This window comes from Trichormus variabilis 0441, assembly GCF_009856605.1.
Lineage (GTDB): Bacteria > Cyanobacteriota > Cyanobacteriia > Cyanobacteriales > Nostocaceae > Trichormus > Trichormus variabilis.
On sequence record NZ_CP047244.1, the window covers coordinates 146,865 to 165,602 of the forward strand.

The 18,738-nt window shown below is 42.5% G+C and carries 11 protein-coding genes; 7 read left to right on the forward strand and 4 right to left on the reverse strand.

What is annotated here, in order from left to right:
- Positions 1–68: 68 nt before the first annotated feature.
- The 4 genes from GSQ19_RS28865 to GSQ19_RS28880 form a co-directional block, all read right to left on the reverse strand.
- A complete protein-coding gene (locus GSQ19_RS28865; protein WP_011316841.1) occupies positions 69–2,789 on the reverse strand; it encodes a DEAD/DEAH box helicase in 2,721 nt (906 codons plus the stop codon).
- Between the two features lie 94 nt (positions 2,790–2,883).
- Positions 2,884–3,678, reverse strand: a complete 795-nt coding sequence (locus GSQ19_RS28870) for a glycosyltransferase family 2 protein (RefSeq protein WP_011316842.1) — start codon at positions 3,676–3,678, stop codon at positions 2,884–2,886.
- Between the two features lie 35 nt (positions 3,679–3,713).
- On the reverse strand, positions 3,714–4,904 hold the full coding sequence (locus tag GSQ19_RS28875; RefSeq protein WP_011316843.1) for a bifunctional 5,10-methylenetetrahydrofolate dehydrogenase/5,10-methenyltetrahydrofolate cyclohydrolase: 1,191 nt from the start codon (positions 4,902–4,904) through the stop codon (positions 3,714–3,716).
- 63 nt (positions 4,905–4,967) lie between these two features.
- Complete coding sequence (locus GSQ19_RS28880; RefSeq protein WP_011316844.1) at positions 4,968–5,210, reverse strand: hypothetical protein; 243 nt, start codon at positions 5,208–5,210, stop codon at positions 4,968–4,970.
- Positions 5,211–5,245: 35 nt separating this feature from the next.
- Here GSQ19_RS28880 and GSQ19_RS28885 point away from each other — a divergent pair, with 35 nt between their 5' ends.
- The 7 genes from GSQ19_RS28885 (at position 5,246) to GSQ19_RS30385 (ending at position 18,613) form a co-directional block, all read left to right on the forward strand.
- On the forward strand, positions 5,246–5,659 hold the full coding sequence (locus GSQ19_RS28885) for a hypothetical protein (protein ID WP_011316845.1): 414 nt from the start codon (positions 5,246–5,248) through the stop codon (positions 5,657–5,659).
- Between the two features lie 162 nt (positions 5,660–5,821).
- Positions 5,822–6,487 carry an RNA polymerase sigma factor gene (locus GSQ19_RS28890; protein ID WP_011316846.1) on the forward strand — a complete coding sequence of 222 codons (666 nt, stop codon included), beginning with the start codon at positions 5,822–5,824 and terminating at the stop codon, positions 6,485–6,487.
- Positions 6,480–7,421 (forward strand): DUF1822 family protein, encoded by a 942-nt coding sequence (locus tag GSQ19_RS28895; protein ID WP_011316847.1) that lies wholly within the window; start codon positions 6,480–6,482, stop codon positions 7,419–7,421. The genes GSQ19_RS28890 and GSQ19_RS28895 overlap by 8 nt, the downstream gene beginning before the upstream one ends.
- A 13-nt stretch (positions 7,422–7,434) precedes the next feature.
- Positions 7,435–9,687, forward strand: coding sequence for a CHAT domain-containing protein (locus GSQ19_RS28900; RefSeq protein WP_011316848.1), 2,253 nt, complete (start codon positions 7,435–7,437; stop codon positions 9,685–9,687).
- Between the two features lie 2 nt (positions 9,688–9,689).
- Positions 9,690–10,301, forward strand: coding sequence for a CPBP family intramembrane glutamic endopeptidase (locus GSQ19_RS28905; protein ID WP_011316849.1), 612 nt, complete (start codon positions 9,690–9,692; stop codon positions 10,299–10,301).
- Between the two features lie 228 nt (positions 10,302–10,529).
- Positions 10,530–11,240 carry a RasGEF domain-containing protein gene (locus GSQ19_RS28910; RefSeq protein ID WP_011316850.1) on the forward strand — a complete coding sequence of 237 codons (711 nt, stop codon included), beginning with the start codon at positions 10,530–10,532 and terminating at the stop codon, positions 11,238–11,240.
- 482 nt (positions 11,241–11,722) lie between these two features.
- Positions 11,723–18,613, forward strand: a complete 6,891-nt coding sequence (locus GSQ19_RS30385) for a hemolysin-type calcium-binding region (protein ID WP_011316851.1) — start codon at positions 11,723–11,725, stop codon at positions 18,611–18,613.
- Positions 18,614–18,738 lie beyond the last annotated feature (125 nt).

Consider the following 18,738-nt stretch of genomic DNA (forward strand, 5'->3'; position numbering starts at 1 on the left):
CGTAAGCGATGTATGTGGTTGAATTACTAAAAAAATAATCCTACCCAAGCTGGATAGGATTATCTTAACTATTGATTAATAGTTCTTGTCTCTGTGGGATTGATTATTTCCTTTAGTAGAGATAGTCCAACTGATTTAAACAGTGCTTCGTTATCATCAGGACAGCGTTGAATTGTTGTACAAGAAGAACAGCCGTATTTACAAGGACAATTATTGACTAGAAACTTTGCTTTAATCAAGGCAGTCTCTAAATATTTGATGAGGGTATCGCACATACCTGTACCATGTTCACAAGTATCAAAGAAATAGCCAACTATCTTAGTATTAGACGGCACTTCTACTAACATGAAATCTATATCTCGGCTGTTTGCTCCATGTTCGACAAGTGGTAAACTGAGTATAAGGTGATGAGCGAGAGTATGAACGCAAATTTGGGTTTCATTGCTTTCAAATAGTTGTTTCTCCTCATTGGTAATATATTTCTGTTTATTAAGTATCTCTTTTCTGTGATTTTTGACCACAACTGAAAAATATTTTCGTGCATCAGCGTTAATTTCAACCCTGACGCAGAATGTATTGTAGTTAAGAGCAAGTGATTCTTCGTATTTATTTTCCTCCAATAGTTCGACAAATTCTCGTTCAATCAGTTGGGTTTTACAAGCAGGGCAAGTTTGTAAGTGTCCAGGTAAATTTAAATTGAAGTTGCGACATCTGTTATTAGTGCAAGTCCATTTTTGTTGCAGCCTGTACAAGTTGTAGCCATAAATTTCTTCTTTGATTTTGGCTGAAACAGGTGTAAATCTAGCAGCCCCTTGGGGAAGATTGATAATTTTGGCTTCCCCGACAATTTTAATTTCCTCGAAATTCAGACTTCCTTCAGGACGACTAAATAGGTTGGTTGCCTCTATTGGCTTGAGAATTGCTTTCCCTTCGGTTAAATTTAGTTCTTGTGATTTATACTGTACGGGGTTGCCATCAAAGTCTTGAGCAAGATATATAGCACCAGGGTAAACTTCTCTTAGTGCAGAAGATGCCGAACTTTCCTCAAACTCTTCTGCGCTATCTTGATTGATATAACTGATGTTTTGGTCAGTGTTGCCTCTAACTTTAATTTTTGAGTGGACATAACCGAGATTTCGATTAGTTGTCAGTCTTTGATTGTAGCTGAAGATTAGTTGATTATCACCGATTAACTGTCGGGCGATCGCATTACCAGAATTACCAAAATGCCGGGCAATTTGAGCTTGTGTCGGTTTACTTTCTTTGCAACAAGCGAGAATATGCTGCTCCAAAGTTGTTTCATAATTGTGGTTAAAGTTGATAATTTCTGGAGGATCAGATAAAAGGCGTTCTGGGTAATTGGCGTAGTAAGAATCCATAATCGACCTTTTCGACGGAATAAACACCAATAGTCCTGCTTCCTGCCTCCCCGCACGTCCTGCCCTCTGGCGAAAGGCAAGAATTGAGCCGGGGTAACTATGTACGATAGTTGCATCAATAGACCCAATATCTAAACCCGCTTCCAAAGCACTTGTAGATATAATGAACTTGACCTTCCCGCTTTGTATATCTGCAATAATTTTGTTACGCTGATTTGCCTTCATGCTCCCATAAAATGCTGAGATGGTTTCTCCCAGGTGGGGCAGTTGCATCTCGATTAAAGCTTTACGGATGGCATTAGTTAAAACCTTAACTAGTTCCCTACTATCGCAGAAACAAATCCCGACGATGCCTTTACTTACGAGCATAGCTGCGACTTGGGCAGTTTGGTAAAATGTATTGTTCCGTGGTTTGAGGCTAATAAAAGTAATCTCCGAGCGTTTTGCCCCACTTTGGTCAATAATAGCAAGGTTACTTTGTTCTTCTCGATTAGATATCTTCTGGGCAATTTCGCTGCTGTTACTAATTGTTGCAGAAGCGAAGATGTACTGTAATTTTGAAATATCATTGCCGACAGATTCTATCATAAGTTGAGTTCGCCGATTAAGTAGTGCAAAATGCGAACCAAATATGCCTTGGTAAAAATGCATTTCGTCACAGACAATGATTGAAAGTTTTCTGATTGTTTCTCTAAATCCCCAATTTGAATCGAATTGATAGTTGTTAAGTTCGTGGTTCCATACATCAGGAGTCACGCATAAAATTGAGGGTTGATTGCTGTAAAGTTGTTTGCGCTCTTGGGGAGGAATATCTCCATTAATATTGAGAATTTGGGGGCGAATATTTTCATCTAAGTGGCTAACAAAGGAACGTATTTTCTCTACCTGGTCAAATGCAAGTGCTTTCAAGTTAAAGAATACTAAAGCTGATTTACCCTTTAGACACTCATGAATGACTGGAATGAGAAAAGAAATACTTTTACCACTGCTGGTAGGAGTTTGAAGAATTATATCTTCTCCTTTTTTGTAAGCTTGCCATGCCTCGACTTGATGAGAGTATAGTTGGGTGATTCCTGACTTACTTAGGGCCAGTTTAACTAGAGGGTGAATATCATCTGGGATGGGATAAAGTTTAGCTTCTTGAGCAGGAATTACTTCGCAGCTTTGTAGTTTTCCAGATCCATCAAGAATAGCAGCTATCTCTTGGTAGAGAATGCTTTTACCTGTTGGTGCTTGGTTTAGAGGTAATAAATTACCGCTATTTACCTCATGCTCCCAGTCAAAAATAATTTGGTTTAAACTACCCTTTTTAAAGTAAAGGTTTTTCTCAATGATGGCGGCGATATGGATAACACCATGTTCTTTGGAATAAACCTGCTTGTTTGCTTCTAACCATTCAGGTTGGGTCATAAAAAGTTACCTACTTGCTGTTTTAGCAGGTAGGCGTTAGTCCAAAGTAGTGGTTTTGGTTGTTGCTATACTATTGATGCTCTGCTTTATATTGTCAGAACGCAAATGCTTTTGGCGTTAATGAAATTTGTGCTTTGGTACTATAACTATCTACAAGCTCTTCTAAGCGTTCAACAATACTGCCTTTAAAAATGGAATAGTTAGCTTGATTAGTGACAATTAGCGATAGCTCAGTTGCCCACTGCTCATAATTAGAACTACCAATAATACCAATAGAAGACTGGATATAGTTAACAAGAATGCTGTCATTGAAACCAAAGCCACTTTCACCCCAGATGCAAGCAGATTGCAGCAAATACTCGTAATCTGCAAATACTTGAAACAAGGGGTTCCATCTAGGAGCATTGCTTCGGTAGTGGACGAAACCATTGCTGTCGAATATCTCTTGTTGCCATAAAAGCTGCTGTAAGGAGCAGCAATTGCTAGGCGAAACAAACGGCTTTCCTTGACGAACAACATTACCATTGCGGATGACATCGCGGCGGCGCTGCTGTCTTGCTATGCTATATCGAATATTGGAATGTTGTTTAAAGTACTGCCGCATTGAGGCAGCAAATTCAGGAGCTATGCTGTTGTCATCGTCCAGGTATGAAACAATGTCACCACCAGCTGCATCTAGTCCCAGGTTACGGGCGTAGCACAAGCCAAAGCCACTGCAAGGGTCAGGGTGTGCCATTTCAATGTAATTGATGGGGAAATCAGCTTTTGCCATAATGCTGGTGATAATATCTCTGGTGTCAGGATTAGTGCCATCATTGATGACAATCCACTCAAAATTGCGGTCAGTTTGACTTTGAATGCTTGGCAGTGCAGTAGATGCAAGCTGCATAGGTCTATTGTATGTTGCAGTGATGATTGATAATTTCAAAGCTCCATACCTCTATCATTTGATTGCGTTGTTGTTGAATTGATCGCAGCTTGAATTTGTTGCCATCTTGTTACGTCCTCGTTTGTTATACCTCTAGCGGTTTCAATTTGATTACTTGCAAGAGATAGCCGAATTAACGTTAGCTTTTCATTGGTTCTGGCAACAATCAAACTTTGCGTGGTGCTATTGAAGCGGATCTGGTAGTTACTGCCTTCCAAGACAAATAGGTTTTCTCTCTCTGTGCGAATGGATTGAGGGTAAGCAGTTGCTTGTTGTGCGAAGAACACTCTAGCTATGGGGGCTATTATAGTAGCACGTTGCATTTGTTCTTGCTGTAATTGCTGGTAGTTCCATTTCCCAAGTTCTACGCCCAAATCTATTTTTACCAAACGTTCTGCTAAAATTGCCATTTCTATCGGGCCAACACCTCCAGGGACGGGCGTAATGTTCTGGGGGATTCTGTAAGCACTGCGATCTACATCGCCAGCAGCACCAGAAGCAGTAGGTGTAAAGCCACCATCGACAACCAAGCGATGAGACGGGAGTACATAAGGAGTGAAAATTCCTTGTCTTCCGGTGACAGATACCACAATGTCAGCTGCTTGAGTTCTACTCAAGTCATCGCCGTCTTCCAAACAGAAACAGCTGATTCTACTTGCTTCTAAATATTTGATGACACCATTGCCCACAAAGCCACCTCCACCGACAACTGCAACATTGGAATCGCTTTGTGCATAGGATTCAACAATTCTGGCGATTCCTTCAGCAGTAGCACAACTTTCAAAAAAATTGTTACTTTGTCTGCGGACGATATCTATATCTTTTTGTGGTTCTAATAGCCCAATTGAAGTTGTAAACTTAGCTGGAATTGGGTATTGAACAATAGCAGCAGTCACCTTGCTGTTTTCATTAATGGATTGGATAATGTTGTCAAATTGCTCTACTGCAATATTGGGTGACAGCACAATATAATTGGGAGTAATGCCAATAGCGTTGAACGTTGCTACTTTTTGTTCTGCTGAGATTCTGGCTGCTTCATATCTAGCTCTTAGTCCGTTGCTGGCATTTTCTGAAGCCTCAAATCTGATGATTGCTACTTCTTTTTGAGATGCTTGAAAAATGGATTTGTATTTTTGACATTCTTGCTTTACGTGTTCTCGTATTAATTGTCCATCTATCAGTGTCATTTAATATGGAGTTAAAATTGATCGAGAAAATTGTCTGGTACAAACAATTTTCTGAATTTCTAATTAGAATTCATTGGAACTAGGGCGTTTAGTGATTTCACCAACTTCTTTCCCGTCGCAGGAAACCCAGTTGGTGACGTAGCGTTCAGTGTCATGGAAGCCACTAAATTCAATACTGTTACCAGAACACTTATCTTTGAACCATTGTTCTGCTTCTTGTTCTGTATTGAATGTTCTAGCAGTGACTTCTTCTATTGGAAGATCCCAATTTGTATTGCCATATAAATCGCAAACATAATGTGTCATATCTGTTACTCTTTTAACAATATCTAAAAACCACTATGACAATTTTAAATCAACAACAGCAGGCTGAATTAATTATTCAACAAGCTTGCAAGGAAAATTTTACTGATAGCGAGAAAGCTATTTACGATGACTTTATTCTGGAAGCGGGGGTAAAAAACCCAGCTAAGATGACTGAGGCTACTGCTGATGCTTTGATTAGATACCTTAATGGCTGCGAAGCATCTAACGAATTTGTTGCTAATGTAGTAAATCGCCTCGCGCAAGTTGCCCCTGCTCATATCATGACCAAGATTCTTCTCAGCGATAATGATGGTGATGGTGTGCCTTTATACCAAGAACTCCAACTTGGTACAAGGGCTACTATATTTAATGCTCCGTCAGAAATAGCTGCTGCACAGCAAAAGCAATATCAGTTTTTGATCAATCGGGATTGTAATCCTGAGTTATAAGTATAATTAATTACTAAAAAATAAATTTGTTGTTTTGGAAGACAACCACCCTGTTATGTTAACCCTCTTGTTGTCTTAAAGGTAAGGCATTAAGTAATAACTTTTTGCAGCACTAAGCCATGATTTTTCGTATAGAGGATAGTAGAGGGTGTTGTATGCTTAATGACATTGCCACAACAATGTCATCAGTTTATGGACGAGCAAAACCTCTACCTGCAAGCGTTCATCCAAGAAGCTTGCAGCCACCTACCAAACAGTCCACAGCGTCGTAAAGCCCTCAATAGCATACTTCGAGGAGTCTTGAAATCGCCGTGTACTTGGAAAGGAGTAGGCGATCTTTATGAGGAGGCTTTAGTTGAAACAATGATGTTTGTAAGTGAAAAACTCTGTGAGAAATACGATCCAAAACGAGGTTTATTCTGGCACTGGTTTAACGCCTGCCTTCGCAACAAATACAAGGATAAAATTCGTGCTGTGCAACGTGATTACTCTCACAAGTATACAGGTGAACTAAATCTTTTAGATCAAGTCATTTCTGGTGTAGATGCCACCTTGCTTCTCGATACTTGGGAATCATTTGTTCAGTGGATCGAAGACAATCCTGATAACATTCTTAGTGATTGCCATATCAGAAATAACCCCAGAGCTAACTGTCAGTCACTCGCTTACTTAAGAATTGTCTTAGGCAAAGAATGGGAGGAAATCGCTGCGTCAGTTGGCTCAACACGCGGTGCAGTTACATCCCACTGGTGCAGAAAATGTGAACCATTGTTGCGAGAGTGGTTGGATACAAATCATAGTTTTTTTGGAGAAGATAACTATGGATGATCAGCTGAATGCCTTAAGGGATCTGGCAATTCCATTCCCAATCACTGCTTCATTTCGTCAACAAGCTAGAGCCTATGCGTCACAGTATTTCACGCAAGATACCCATGAAAGAGTTTATCTCAACACCTTAGCTGTACTCGTTGCCAATGCGTACTTCCGTCTGCTGAATTTTCAAACAAATCTTACCAAAGCAGAACGATGGAATGCAGCTTGCCGTGTGTGGAGCGAAGCAAACGAGATAGAATTGGTCGGATTGGGCAATTTAGAATGCCGCGTAATTACAGCAGGGCAGCAGACTATTATTCTACCACCGGAAACTTGGGCTGATCGCATCGGCTATTTATTTGTAGAAATCACTAGTTCTGAAAAAGTAGCCACACTGATTGGTTTTCTGCCCGCTTTTGATGCTGAAACTTCTGGCGAAGAAGTGGCGATATCTACGACGGGCTACGCCTACGCCGATCTCAAGTCAATGGACGAGGCGATGGACTACTTGACACAACAGGAAGCATCTGCACGAAGTAAAACAGGTGAAATAGATAACCTGACGCGGGACTTCGCTGCCAAAAAAATTACTTATTTGAGAAACTGGCTGAATAATGTTTACGATTCCGACTGGGAACCAGCAATGCGCGAGTTGAGTGCTGCTACCTGCAAGAAGAAGATCCAACTGGTAGGGCAGGTATTTGAAATGCAACTTTCTGTTTCGCAAAGCAATGGAGCGATCACTGTTACAGTGATCGTTCGACTTGAAAGTGGTTTTCTACCTATAGGTATACAGGTTAGTGTACCCGACGAATCTGAGATTTATACCGAAACAGTCAGTACTCCAGCCGACCTCATCCGTATCCCCCTTGAATTCTCTCCTGGTGAAGAATTCTGGGTAGAATTGCGGTGGGGAGAAACTTTTACTAGAGAATACTTCATTGCTTAAAAATGGAGTTGTCATGGTATTTAAAATCTCCTTCAAAATTGGTGGACGGGTGCAACTGAAAAATTCTGAAGTTCTGCCTGTCACCCTTGCTGTCTATGATCACCAAGGACAAATAGAAGAACTCGTTTCGTTTCTCTCTCCTCTACCAAAATCTCTTGAAGATAAATTCAGAGAATGGCAGTATTATATTGGTCTCCAAGGTAATCGTAAGGTTGTCAAAAATCGCAACAATCTGATGCCAGGGGTAGTCAATCTCACAGAACTGACAAATTCTTTGAAAGCCGAATTAAACAGATGGCTTGGTAGCGATGGCTGGATCGATGAGAATGGAAAACCCGATCCGCGCGTCAGTATGGTTCTTTTAAGCTACAGGAAGAGAATTACAAAAGAAGTCCAGATTATCGTGCAGACAGAAGACCGACAACTACGAGGGCTTCCTTGGCAGGAGTGGGATGCTTTAGCAGCTTACACTAGTAACGGTGTGGAAGTTGCGATCGCTGCGACGAATTTTAAACGACTTCACCAGCAGCAAGCACCACAAATCAGAGCAACCGCACGCATCCTGGTAGTTTTTGGCGACCAAGAACTCAATTTTGCCGAAGAAGAAGAGTTGATCGCAAGTCTCAGGCAACATGGTGGAGAACCCGATATTCTTAAGCAACCTTCACGCAAACAGTTGGAAGAAAAGTTGCAAGACCGCCAAGGCTGGCATATTTTCTTTTTTGCTGGACATAGCGAAAGCGATCGCAACGGGCGAATCGGTCGCATTCAAATTAACCCAGCCGATCGCGAACAAGGAGTTATCGAAATCGCCGAACTCACAGACTTGCTCGAAAGTGCCATCCAGAACAAGTTGCAACTAGCAATCTTCAATTCTTGCGATGGTTTAGGGCTGGCAAATCAGCTAACAGAGCTATCCCTGCCCTACTGTATTGTCATGCGTGAGATGGTTGAGTCTTCTGTTGCCAGAGAATTATTGCGGCATTTTCTTGCAGCTTTTGTTAAAGACCGTTCTCTGTTTGCATCGATGAATGTAGCTAGACAGCAATTACAACAGAAATTTGCACCTGGTAAAAGTTGGCTTCCTGTAATTGTTGCAAATCCCCTTGCCAAAGAACTGACTTGGAATCGTTTGTTTTCGGAGCGGAGGTTATCTTGGCAGTGGGAGATGGTACTGGGCATATTGGCGATCGTCATGCTTGTTAGCTTACCAGTAGCGATATTTAGCGAGTTTCAGGGTTGGGAGACTTTGAGGCTTTACGCACAACTCTACCCACACATCACAGTGTATCCTTCTCTTTTCCTGTGGATCTCTCTGTTTTCTGCTTACAGAGCGCATTGCATGATTCGTGTCAAGACACATCTGTTTGTAATTTTGACACTCGTAACTATTTTTATCACATCGGGGGCATTGTTCCTTGAGCTGACTGGCGATCGTATGATGTTGATGGAGTTAAAATCTGATGCGACAACGATAGTTCATCAGGCGCAACTCCAAAAACTCTACCAAGACAAGAAAACTTCACAGGCACATATCAACAGCATTCCACTGGAACTTTTCGATGCTCATCAGGCTTTCGACGATCGAGGGAATCTAACGCTTAAAAAGTCTGAGATGGAGTCAGCTATAACTCGATTGATAGCCAATAACAGCGATCGCCAAAAGATTACGGGATTTCAAGGACTGTTACGGATTGCTACATCTTATGATGTTTGGCGGCAACATCCAGAAGCTTTTTCTATCAGTCGCTGGTTTTATACCCTCAACTTTGTTGCCATTCTCGGCTGTGGTCTTCAGATTTTAGCCCTTGTTTCTAAGATTCTGTTTCTACCGGACTCCGTATTTAATAAAAATAGATACTTGACCTATCTCATTCTGTGCGAATTGGGCATTTTGTTGTGGGTTCCTTTTCAGAGCTACAGCATAGACCACACCAAGAGCCTGTTATTTTCTCCTGAGTTTCGAGGTACTCTAGCTGGGATAAATGTCATTGTCTACGCAATTATTTTTATACTCTTTATCACAACTCTGTCTAGCATATACAGAAGCGCAACCAAAAAATATCAGCCTGTTTTGGTGTTATTCCTATGGTTCTGTTTAGGTTTTGGAATTTTCAGTAGTCTATTCGGTGTTTTCCTGATCGATAGCCTGTTTGGGATGGACAGTAGCGATCCCCTGACTATTTGGTGTGCAGGTATCATTTTTTTCGCACCTTTATTTTTCTTGCTCGTTCGCTGGATTGACTTGAATGTGGGAGATGAGTAAATATGAAAACTCAGTCAGTCCGCCAAGAACGACAGAAAGTAATTCTGATTGTAGGTTTTACCTATATTTTGCCTGTTGTATTGATATTTGTGGGGTTGGTTCCTTTTTCATGGCGGTTTGCTGTGCTGATTCTATCTGCGATGGTGATTTTAGTGATCGCTAGACTGTACCGATTCTCTCCTGTAGAACTGGGATTTACTCAAAAACACTTGAGAGCTTCTCTCAAAGCGATCGCTCTACCCACCTTGGCTATTGCTCTGCTGATACTTGTTCACTATATTACTCAAGGAACGCGCCTCGACAACTCGGCATATAACTGGACTTTCTACCTTTTGTTTGTGGGCGTGTCTTCTCCTGTACAGGAGTTTTTGTATCGCGGCTTTCTCTTTGGTATTTTCTCTAGAGCAAAATTCCCGATCTCTTTACAGATTTTCCTCTCGACTTTGCTATACAGTTGCGTTCATCTAATTTATCGAGATGTACCGACGCTGGTTCTCACATTTATTGTGGGTTTGCTGTGGGGCTGGCACTATGCCAAGTTTCGGAATTTATATACTGTCATCCTTAGTCACTCGCTACTTGGTGCGATCGCTATCCTGGTTGGTCTGGTATAAGCTTCAAGAGAAATTTTCTGCGTGTTTGCAGCACGGGGTAACTCTGCGGCGTATATAGATTAAGACTATCTCGCAAAGGTTGAAGGTAGGCGCGATCTGCAAGTTCTTTGAGAAATTGAATAGTATCACTTCATTCTTTGTAGAGAGGCCTTATTGAAGTGCGATCGCCATCCCAATCGGGCTGGTGTAGGCTTCATTGATTTTCATTCTTAATTAAAGGTAATCATAATGTACTCAACAAAGGGATTACAAAGACTAGCTCAAATGCTGAGTCTTAGCGCATCTATTGTGTCACTTTCCTTACCTATTTTAGCAGCTGAAGCAAATAATCAGCCATTATCATGGAATTTGTCACGGGATCTAATGATAGGATTTAATGGAAATCCCACCCGGACTTGGACATTCATGAAGGCGCAAACCATACATAATCCGGGAAGTTATCAATCACTTGAGAAGTTGGCTTCTCCTTGTAGAAATTATGTCGGTGTGCTTCTTACAAACATTCGATGTTGGCAAAGAGTAGAAACCCCTTCTGCTTTTATACCCTATTTTGGAGTCTATCATTTAAATCCCTCAACTCCAATTCCAGTTCCAGATTCCTCAATAGGTCTGGCAGGTCTAGCTGTTGCACACCCTACTGTTAATAATGCGGTTGTTTTACGTTGGACTAGCCCTATTCAAGGGCAAGTAAGCGTATTAGGAAGAATTGCTCCTGTTGGAGCCTGTGGTAATGGCATTAAATGGTTTTTAGATCAAGAAAATCAACCTCAAACTTTACTCTCAGGTTCAACAAACAGTATCGCTGGGCAGGCATCATCCTTTATCAAGTCAGATATCCAAGTTTCAGTCGGCTCTTCGTTGTATTTTATTATTGATAGCGATGGAAACGAAAATTGTGATACAACCACTCTAGACATACTGATTGTTGCTCAAAATTGAACCTCTCTTCTGATTTTAAAGATTCGCTCTTAGCTGCGCCCGATTGCATTACTGATTTTAATCTAGCTAAGGGCTTTAATTCATAAAGAAAAGTCGTCTGGATATCCAGACAAGTTTCTAATATTGTCCAGACGATTTCCCAACTCCAATCTTCAGTATTTGCAGCACTGGGTAACTTTGCGGCGTATATGAATTAACAGTAGTGCAATCGCTATCCTATTGGTTGTGCTGCAAGCCCCAAGAAAAATTTTTTCACCGTTTGCAGCACAAGGTAACTCTGCGGCGTATATAAATTAAGCCTAGTGCGATCGCTATTTTAATAATTTGGCAGGAAAATGCGAACTACTAATGTCATACAAACTCCAATATTCACCTCTATAAACTTTTGCTTATTTATTGATATCTCGGTGAATTTACATTAGATATGTAATTTTAAATATGTACATTTTTTGTGACACTGTTAAAATATTCAGGAGAGAATAATGGAATATATTTTTGGAAATTATGACTTTTCTTTGCCACAATACTACTACAAGTCTTATTACAATGAAGCTCTTGAATTAGTAGTCTCAAAAAGATGGAATGATAATCAGACTATTGCGAAAGCGGCACTTAATCGCTTTATGGACGAAGTAGCTTACCAAGAAACAAAAGGTATAAATGCATTACAAGATAATGGAGGTCCTGGTAGGGGTTATTTTCAATATGAGATGGCTTCGGGGGGAGGATCAGGAGGAGCTAATACTGCTATCAATCGTGCAACCAACTGGTACAATAAAAATGGAATATCAGTACCAAATTGGCTCAATCAATTGAAAGGGAAAGATGTTGATTTCACGTCTCTTTCTGCTGATCAACAATGTACGATATTTCTACTTGATAAGGTAGAGGATAATAATACTTACCTAGATAATATTGTAAAGAGCTACGGTACTAACAACTGGGATGATACTTCTGAAGAAAATTGGAGAATAGGACACTACGGTGGTAAAAAAACACATGAATGGAGAGGAGAAGAAGCATCAAATGGCTTGATGCAGTCAAATATAGTATTAGAAGAGTTATTGTATAAATTAACAGTACCGCAAACAACTTTCCCTACATTAGTAACACAACATTGTTTTCCTGCGGGTGTAACAATCTTAATGTCAGATGGCACATACAAACCCATCGAACAAGTTGAAATTGGTGATGAAGTAATGGCATTTGATGGGTTGGGAGAACTTCAACCTCGCAAAGTAACACAAACATTTATCACACCAGATCGAGAAGTCGTCCAGTTAGGTAATATCAAAGTCACTTTAGGACATCATTTCTTACAGCCTGATGGCAGTTTTAAAGCTTTAGGTGAAATTGATACTAACGGCTTTTTAGTCGGAGTAACAGGTAAACTCATTCCTCATCCTGGTATTAAACCAGTAGCAGGTAAGCATACAGTCTATAACTTTACTGTTGAAGAATTACACACCTATGTGGCAGGAGATTATCGAGTTCATAATGAATCTCTAAGTACTTATCAACCTGTCACTGCTGCTGGGATAATAGGTGATGCTTTAGGTGGGCAGGTTGCTTCTCTATTGGCAGGAAAAGACCTCTCTGAACAGTTAATTTATAATGCTCTTGGCAAAACTTTGGGTGGGTTTATCGGCGACAAAGCTAGCTATTATTTTTATCCCACCATTACCAACGGCAAACAAGATGTATTGGACAATGTGGCGCTTTTAAAACGAGTTCCTGGGGCGCTGACTACCACAGCACTGTCCATAGGTGGATCACAACTGGCAAAATCGTTGAACAAATTACTCGACACTAATAACCCTATTGCTCAAATTGGTGTCGGAGCCTTATCAACAGGCCTTGTCAATTACGCATGGAATGCAGGGGTTATCGATTCGTTAAAAATCTATCCGGGTATTGGTGGTGATGTCTTTGCCAAATGGTTTGGGGCGCATCCTAATGTTTTACCTGATGGTACATTAGAACGTGTAAATGGCAATCTTGTCATCAAAGATTACACCTTCGACGATTTTACGCTCAACGTTGCTAACGTCGGTGCATCGATGTTTGGTGCTTATACTGGCAGCCAAATCTTCAAAAACTCTGTGGGGAGATGGAACATCCTCAGCGAAAACCTACAAAATGAAGGGGCTGCGATTGGCAGTTCTATTGGTGGATTAATTGGAAGCTTTGCTGCAAGCGCAACGGCAACAACCGCATCTGTTAGTTATGCAGTGTATATAGGACAAGCATTAGGCATTGGCAGTACGGCCATAGCAGGACCAGTAGGATATGCTATTAGTGCTGTTATTAGTACAGTTATTGGCGAAATTGCTGGTGGCTGGCTGAATAATCTCTTCGGAGACAAAGATTACCCAAGAGCGACCTACAGGGTGATATATGACCCAAAACTGGGTTATTTCACCAGCACCAAATCCTATGAGCTTGATGGCGGTAATCCTACAGCAGCCAAGCAGTTAGGTGATACGGCGCGGGATCTGCTGAATGGCCTTTCCAGCATGATAGGCGGCGAATTGAAAGCAGCACCCAATTTTTACTACGGCAACTATTTTGAACAACAAATATATCAGGACGAAACCTCTTGGGGCGCAAACGTCGCTCATCATGATTTCCGTGGTCGCCACGGCTTCTTGAGTGGACAGGATGCCCTCGAAGCGGGCGTGTTAGAACAATTGCACTTGTCAACATTCCTGGGCGCAAACCCTTATTTGCAGAAGGTAGTAAGCACCTTCCCGATTTATCCGCACAATGAAAAAATGACTGTACAACTGCATTTAAGCGATGCCACAGCACAACTCTTAAAAGCGCAGGAATACACTACCTATGCTAATAATCCGGTGCTGTATATCAAAACTATGCAGATGCTGGAGCAGGAACAAGCAAAAACTTCTAGCGATGCTATCAGGACAGGCATAGCCGCAGGAGTGTATCAGGGTAAGGATGCAGGTGCGCGTTGGGACTGGCAGAACAACATTCTCTACATGGGCTATAACTACCAGCCGGACACTACGCCTTTTGCCGTTACCAGCAGTGGTACGCTGGTGGCGAACTATGTCGGGATACCCAACTGGAAAACCAACCCTTCCCAAGTCCGCATTATCCAGTTTGCCGATAACAGCCGCTATGTACCAGTTATTTCTAGTGATGGCTACAATGTCATCCTGCGCCCGGAAGCCGTGGTGAACTGGGAGCAAACCAAAACCTGGGGCGACAGCATCGGTCTTAACCAGATTGCTGCTCAGGTGCTTGATCCGGCGCGTATTTCCGGCAACGCGATTCGCGCTGGTGTTGCTGCTGGTACTTACGCTAATAAAGAGGCAGGCCCGCGCTGGGACTGGCAGAACAGTATTCTTTACATGGGCTACAATTATCAGCCTGATACGACACTGTTCGGTGTTACCGATAGCAACGTGCTAGTGGCACCCTATGTGGGGGTTGCAGACTGGCGATATAACCAGTCCAAGGTAAAAATTATCCAGTTCGCCGACGGCAGCCGCTATGTGCCAGTGATTGCGCCTGACAGTTACACTGTTTTACTACGCCCAGAAGCGGCGGTAAACCAGATCGTTGTAGGTGGCGGTCAGTCGAACAACTACACTGGCACTAGCGGCGATGATGTGTATATCGGCAAACCAGGACTGGATCGTTTTACTGACACGGGAGGAAACGATATTTACCTGTTTCGCCAGGGCGACAAGAGTAAAGTGATTACCGATACCGCCGGGTATGATGTGATCCGCTTCGGCGGCGGTATTACCGCTTCACAGATAGTTGTCTACCGCGATGGTAACGACTTGATGCTGGGTATTAACAACATTGGCTGGACGACGGGACAGCCTTTCGCCTTTCCTGATGTGCTGCGGATAGTGGGATGGTACACCAATATCAATAATCGCATAGAGCAATTGCATTTTGAATATAACGCGCAGTATTATCTCGAAACGCAATCCAACGGTAATGTATACATTCGCCGGGAAAACAAAGTAGGTCCTCCCAGTCTGGGAAACTGGATTACTGGGAGTAGTGCTGCTGAAGTTCTCTATGGTGGTATTGGCCCCGATTTAATACAAGGTGGTACTGGTGATGACCTGTATATCCTTCAGCCAAGTACACAAACCGTTGTGATCGATGATTCTCCTGCTAATAATGGTGTTGTCGTTCCTGGTGGTACAGACACACTCCTAATTAAAACTGCCAAGTCAGATGATATATTGTTGACACTGGAAGGACAAGATTTACTGGTAAGCCTCAAGAACACTTCTTATGCACCCATTCGTCTTAAGAACTGGCTTGACCCCAATAACCGCATTGAGAAAATACGCTTTGAAAATAGACTGGAATTTCCTCTGGTATTAGGCAGCGATGGTAAAGTGTCCTTTCCATTGGTGATTGCTCTGAACGGGACATTGCCAGGTAACGTTACACCTCCTATTTCCTCTAGCGTTCAAATCAAAGGAGGCTTGATTTCTGGCAGCAATGCCGATGATATTCTCTATGGTGGCCCTGGTCCCGATCTAATGCAGGGGGGCGGTGGTGATGATGTCTACATTCTCAAACCAGGTACACAAGCCGATGTGATTGATGATTCTCCTCTTTATAACGGTGTCGTGATTCCCGGTGGTACAGACACATTGCAAGTTGAAACTGCTTTGCCAGATAATTTGGTGCTAACGCTGGATGGTCAAGATTTGTTGGTGAGCCTCAAAAATACTTCCTATGTGCCGATTCGCCTGAAAAACTGGCTTGATCCTAATAACCGCATTGAAAAACTACGGTTTGACAATGGACTGGAGGGGTTGCTGGCGCTAGGCAGTGATGGCACAGTGAAGTTCCAACCGTTTTTAGGGAAAGGAGCATTAGCGTTTGGTGTGCAGCCGACTCTCTCCACCAATGTACAAATTAATCGTCTGCACCTTGCCGTGCTGGATTTGGATGGCGACGGACTCAACATTATCAACAATGATGTATCGCCAGCACAATATGACATGGATGGCGATGGCTTTCTGCAAACAACCGGCTGGCTTGGTGGCAATGATGCCTTCCTGACTATAGACCGTGATAACAGTGGAACAATTGATGGTCTTAATGAGTTAATATCTTTTCAAACTGGCATCCCAGGCACAGCCTATATTGGACAGTTTGATACCAATCGTGATGGCGTACTAAGTACAGCCGACGGCGCGATTTTCTCGAAACTGCGGCTATGGATTGACAGCAATTACAACGGTCAAACCGATTTAGGGGAATTACAGCAATTAAGTGTCGCTGGTATCGACATGATTGCGCTGGATACTGCACCTATAGATTATTTTGTGAATGGAGCCGAGCTTGTCTCAACAGGGTATTTTATTCGCTATACTGGCAACATTTATAAACACATCGGCGAACTGTACGGAGTTGATTTCGCCTATACCACCACACAGCAATCACGCCTTGAAATCGTGTCTGCTAACTTTGCCCGCCTTAATTACAAGGATGATCGCGATATATGGATACCGAATAATTCTTCCCTTGCCGCAACAGTTACAATTGACCCCCGTGAGGTTGCCTCTCTTACTGCTGGTGATAACAACGATACTGTCACTGTCTTCACGGGCTATGCGAACGATATCATCCTCAATGGCGGTGCTGGAAATGACACTCTGACAGGTGGTGATGGCGATGATATTATCACAGGCGGCGAGGGAAATGACGTTCTAAACGGTGGTGCAGGCGATGATGTGTTGAACGTGGATACTACTGACAACCTTGCAGCACTGCGCGGCGGCACTGGTTTTGATACAGTTATTTTTGACACAGGCACTACAGCTTTTAGCTTCGCCTTGGGGGATGCCAATAGTATTGAATTCCTTATTGCTAACGATGGTGCAAATACGATTACGTATTACGGTGCAACTAGTGTGGTTTTCTCTGGACTCGGCGGTAATGATGTTTTAGTAAGCGGCATAGGCAACGATCGCCTAGAAGGTGGTGATGGCTTTGATACTCTCACGAGCAGTCTTGGTAATGATGTATTGATTGGTGGCCGTGGCGATGATATTCTGGACGGTGGCGACGGGTATGATACCGCAGTGTATCAAGGCAGCATCTTCACTAATGTAGTGAATTTCAACGGCAGTTATACTTACGTCAAAGATACAGTAAATAACCGTAATGATACAGACCGTGTAAGCAATGTAGAAGCCTTCAGCTTTGATGATGGTGTGCGTACTTGGCAGGAACTGCGGGACTTTGAAGATTTCTACCGCCTTCGTAACCCTGATGTGGTTGCCGCTATCAATGCCAACAAATTTAGCTCTGGTTTCTATCACTATGTCATCTGGGGCAAAAACGAAGGCCGCCCTATCAGCTTTGATTTCAATGAAGCTTATTACCGCTTGCTGTATAAAGATGTCGATGCGGCAATCAAAGCGGGTAGTGTGCGTTCCGGCCTAGCGCACTATATTTCAACTGGCTTTGCCCAAGGTCGCCAGACCAATTTTGATTTCAATGAAACCTATTATCGCTTGCTTAACCCCGATGTTGACGCTGCGATTAAAGCAGGCACAATGCCTTCTGCACTCTATCATTTCATAAACCACGGTTATAGCGAAGGCCGCACGCTTGCCAGCCAGTTCAATGAAAATTACTACCGTAGCGCGAATGCTGATGTCAACGCCGGAATTATCGCCGGAACTTATAAATCCGGTTTGGATCATTATATTAAAACAGGCTTTGCCGAGGGTCGGATGGCGCGGTTCGATGCGTTCAGCAGTACGTTGACACACGGCACTAACAACAAGGATTACATTGTAGGTAGTGCTAACAATGATGTGTTGAGAGGCTTTGCAGGAGATGATATTATAAACGCTGGCAATGGCAACGATACGATTCAGGGAGGCATTGGTAACGATATACTGCGCGGCGAAGCTGGCAATGATGCACTTTATGGGGACGATGGAAATGATTATCTCATAGGCGGTGCTGGCAACGATACTATGGATGGCGGTGCCGGTACAGACACCTTTTCTTGGGATGCAACTGCTCTTAAAAGCAATGATCTGATGGCTGGCGGGCTGGATACCCTGCTTAATCCCAAAGGAGATCGGATCGATTTTACGAGCAACGTGGAAGCCCTGCTCAAAATTGGTGGACAGACACTTGCCTCGCTTACTGCTGACAAGACCCTTACCAATACTGTCACTAGCAGCATCACTTTCGGTACAGGCAATAATCTTCGTTTCGCCAACAGCTTATTGCAAATCGATCTTGATGGTAATGGCAGTTTCAATGCCACCAATGATTTTCAAATCAGCCTCAGCGATGCTAACAGTCTTACCTATAAAGCTGCTGGAGATTTCTTTATCGTTAGTTAAATGGGTTCCATTGTACGAGCTAATCTTTATACTTTAAAACATTACGAGTAACAAATTTTTCTTTTTTAGTTACTTATGGATTTTTCTAAGATTTAAAGATTAAAGATATGCTCTACATAAAATAT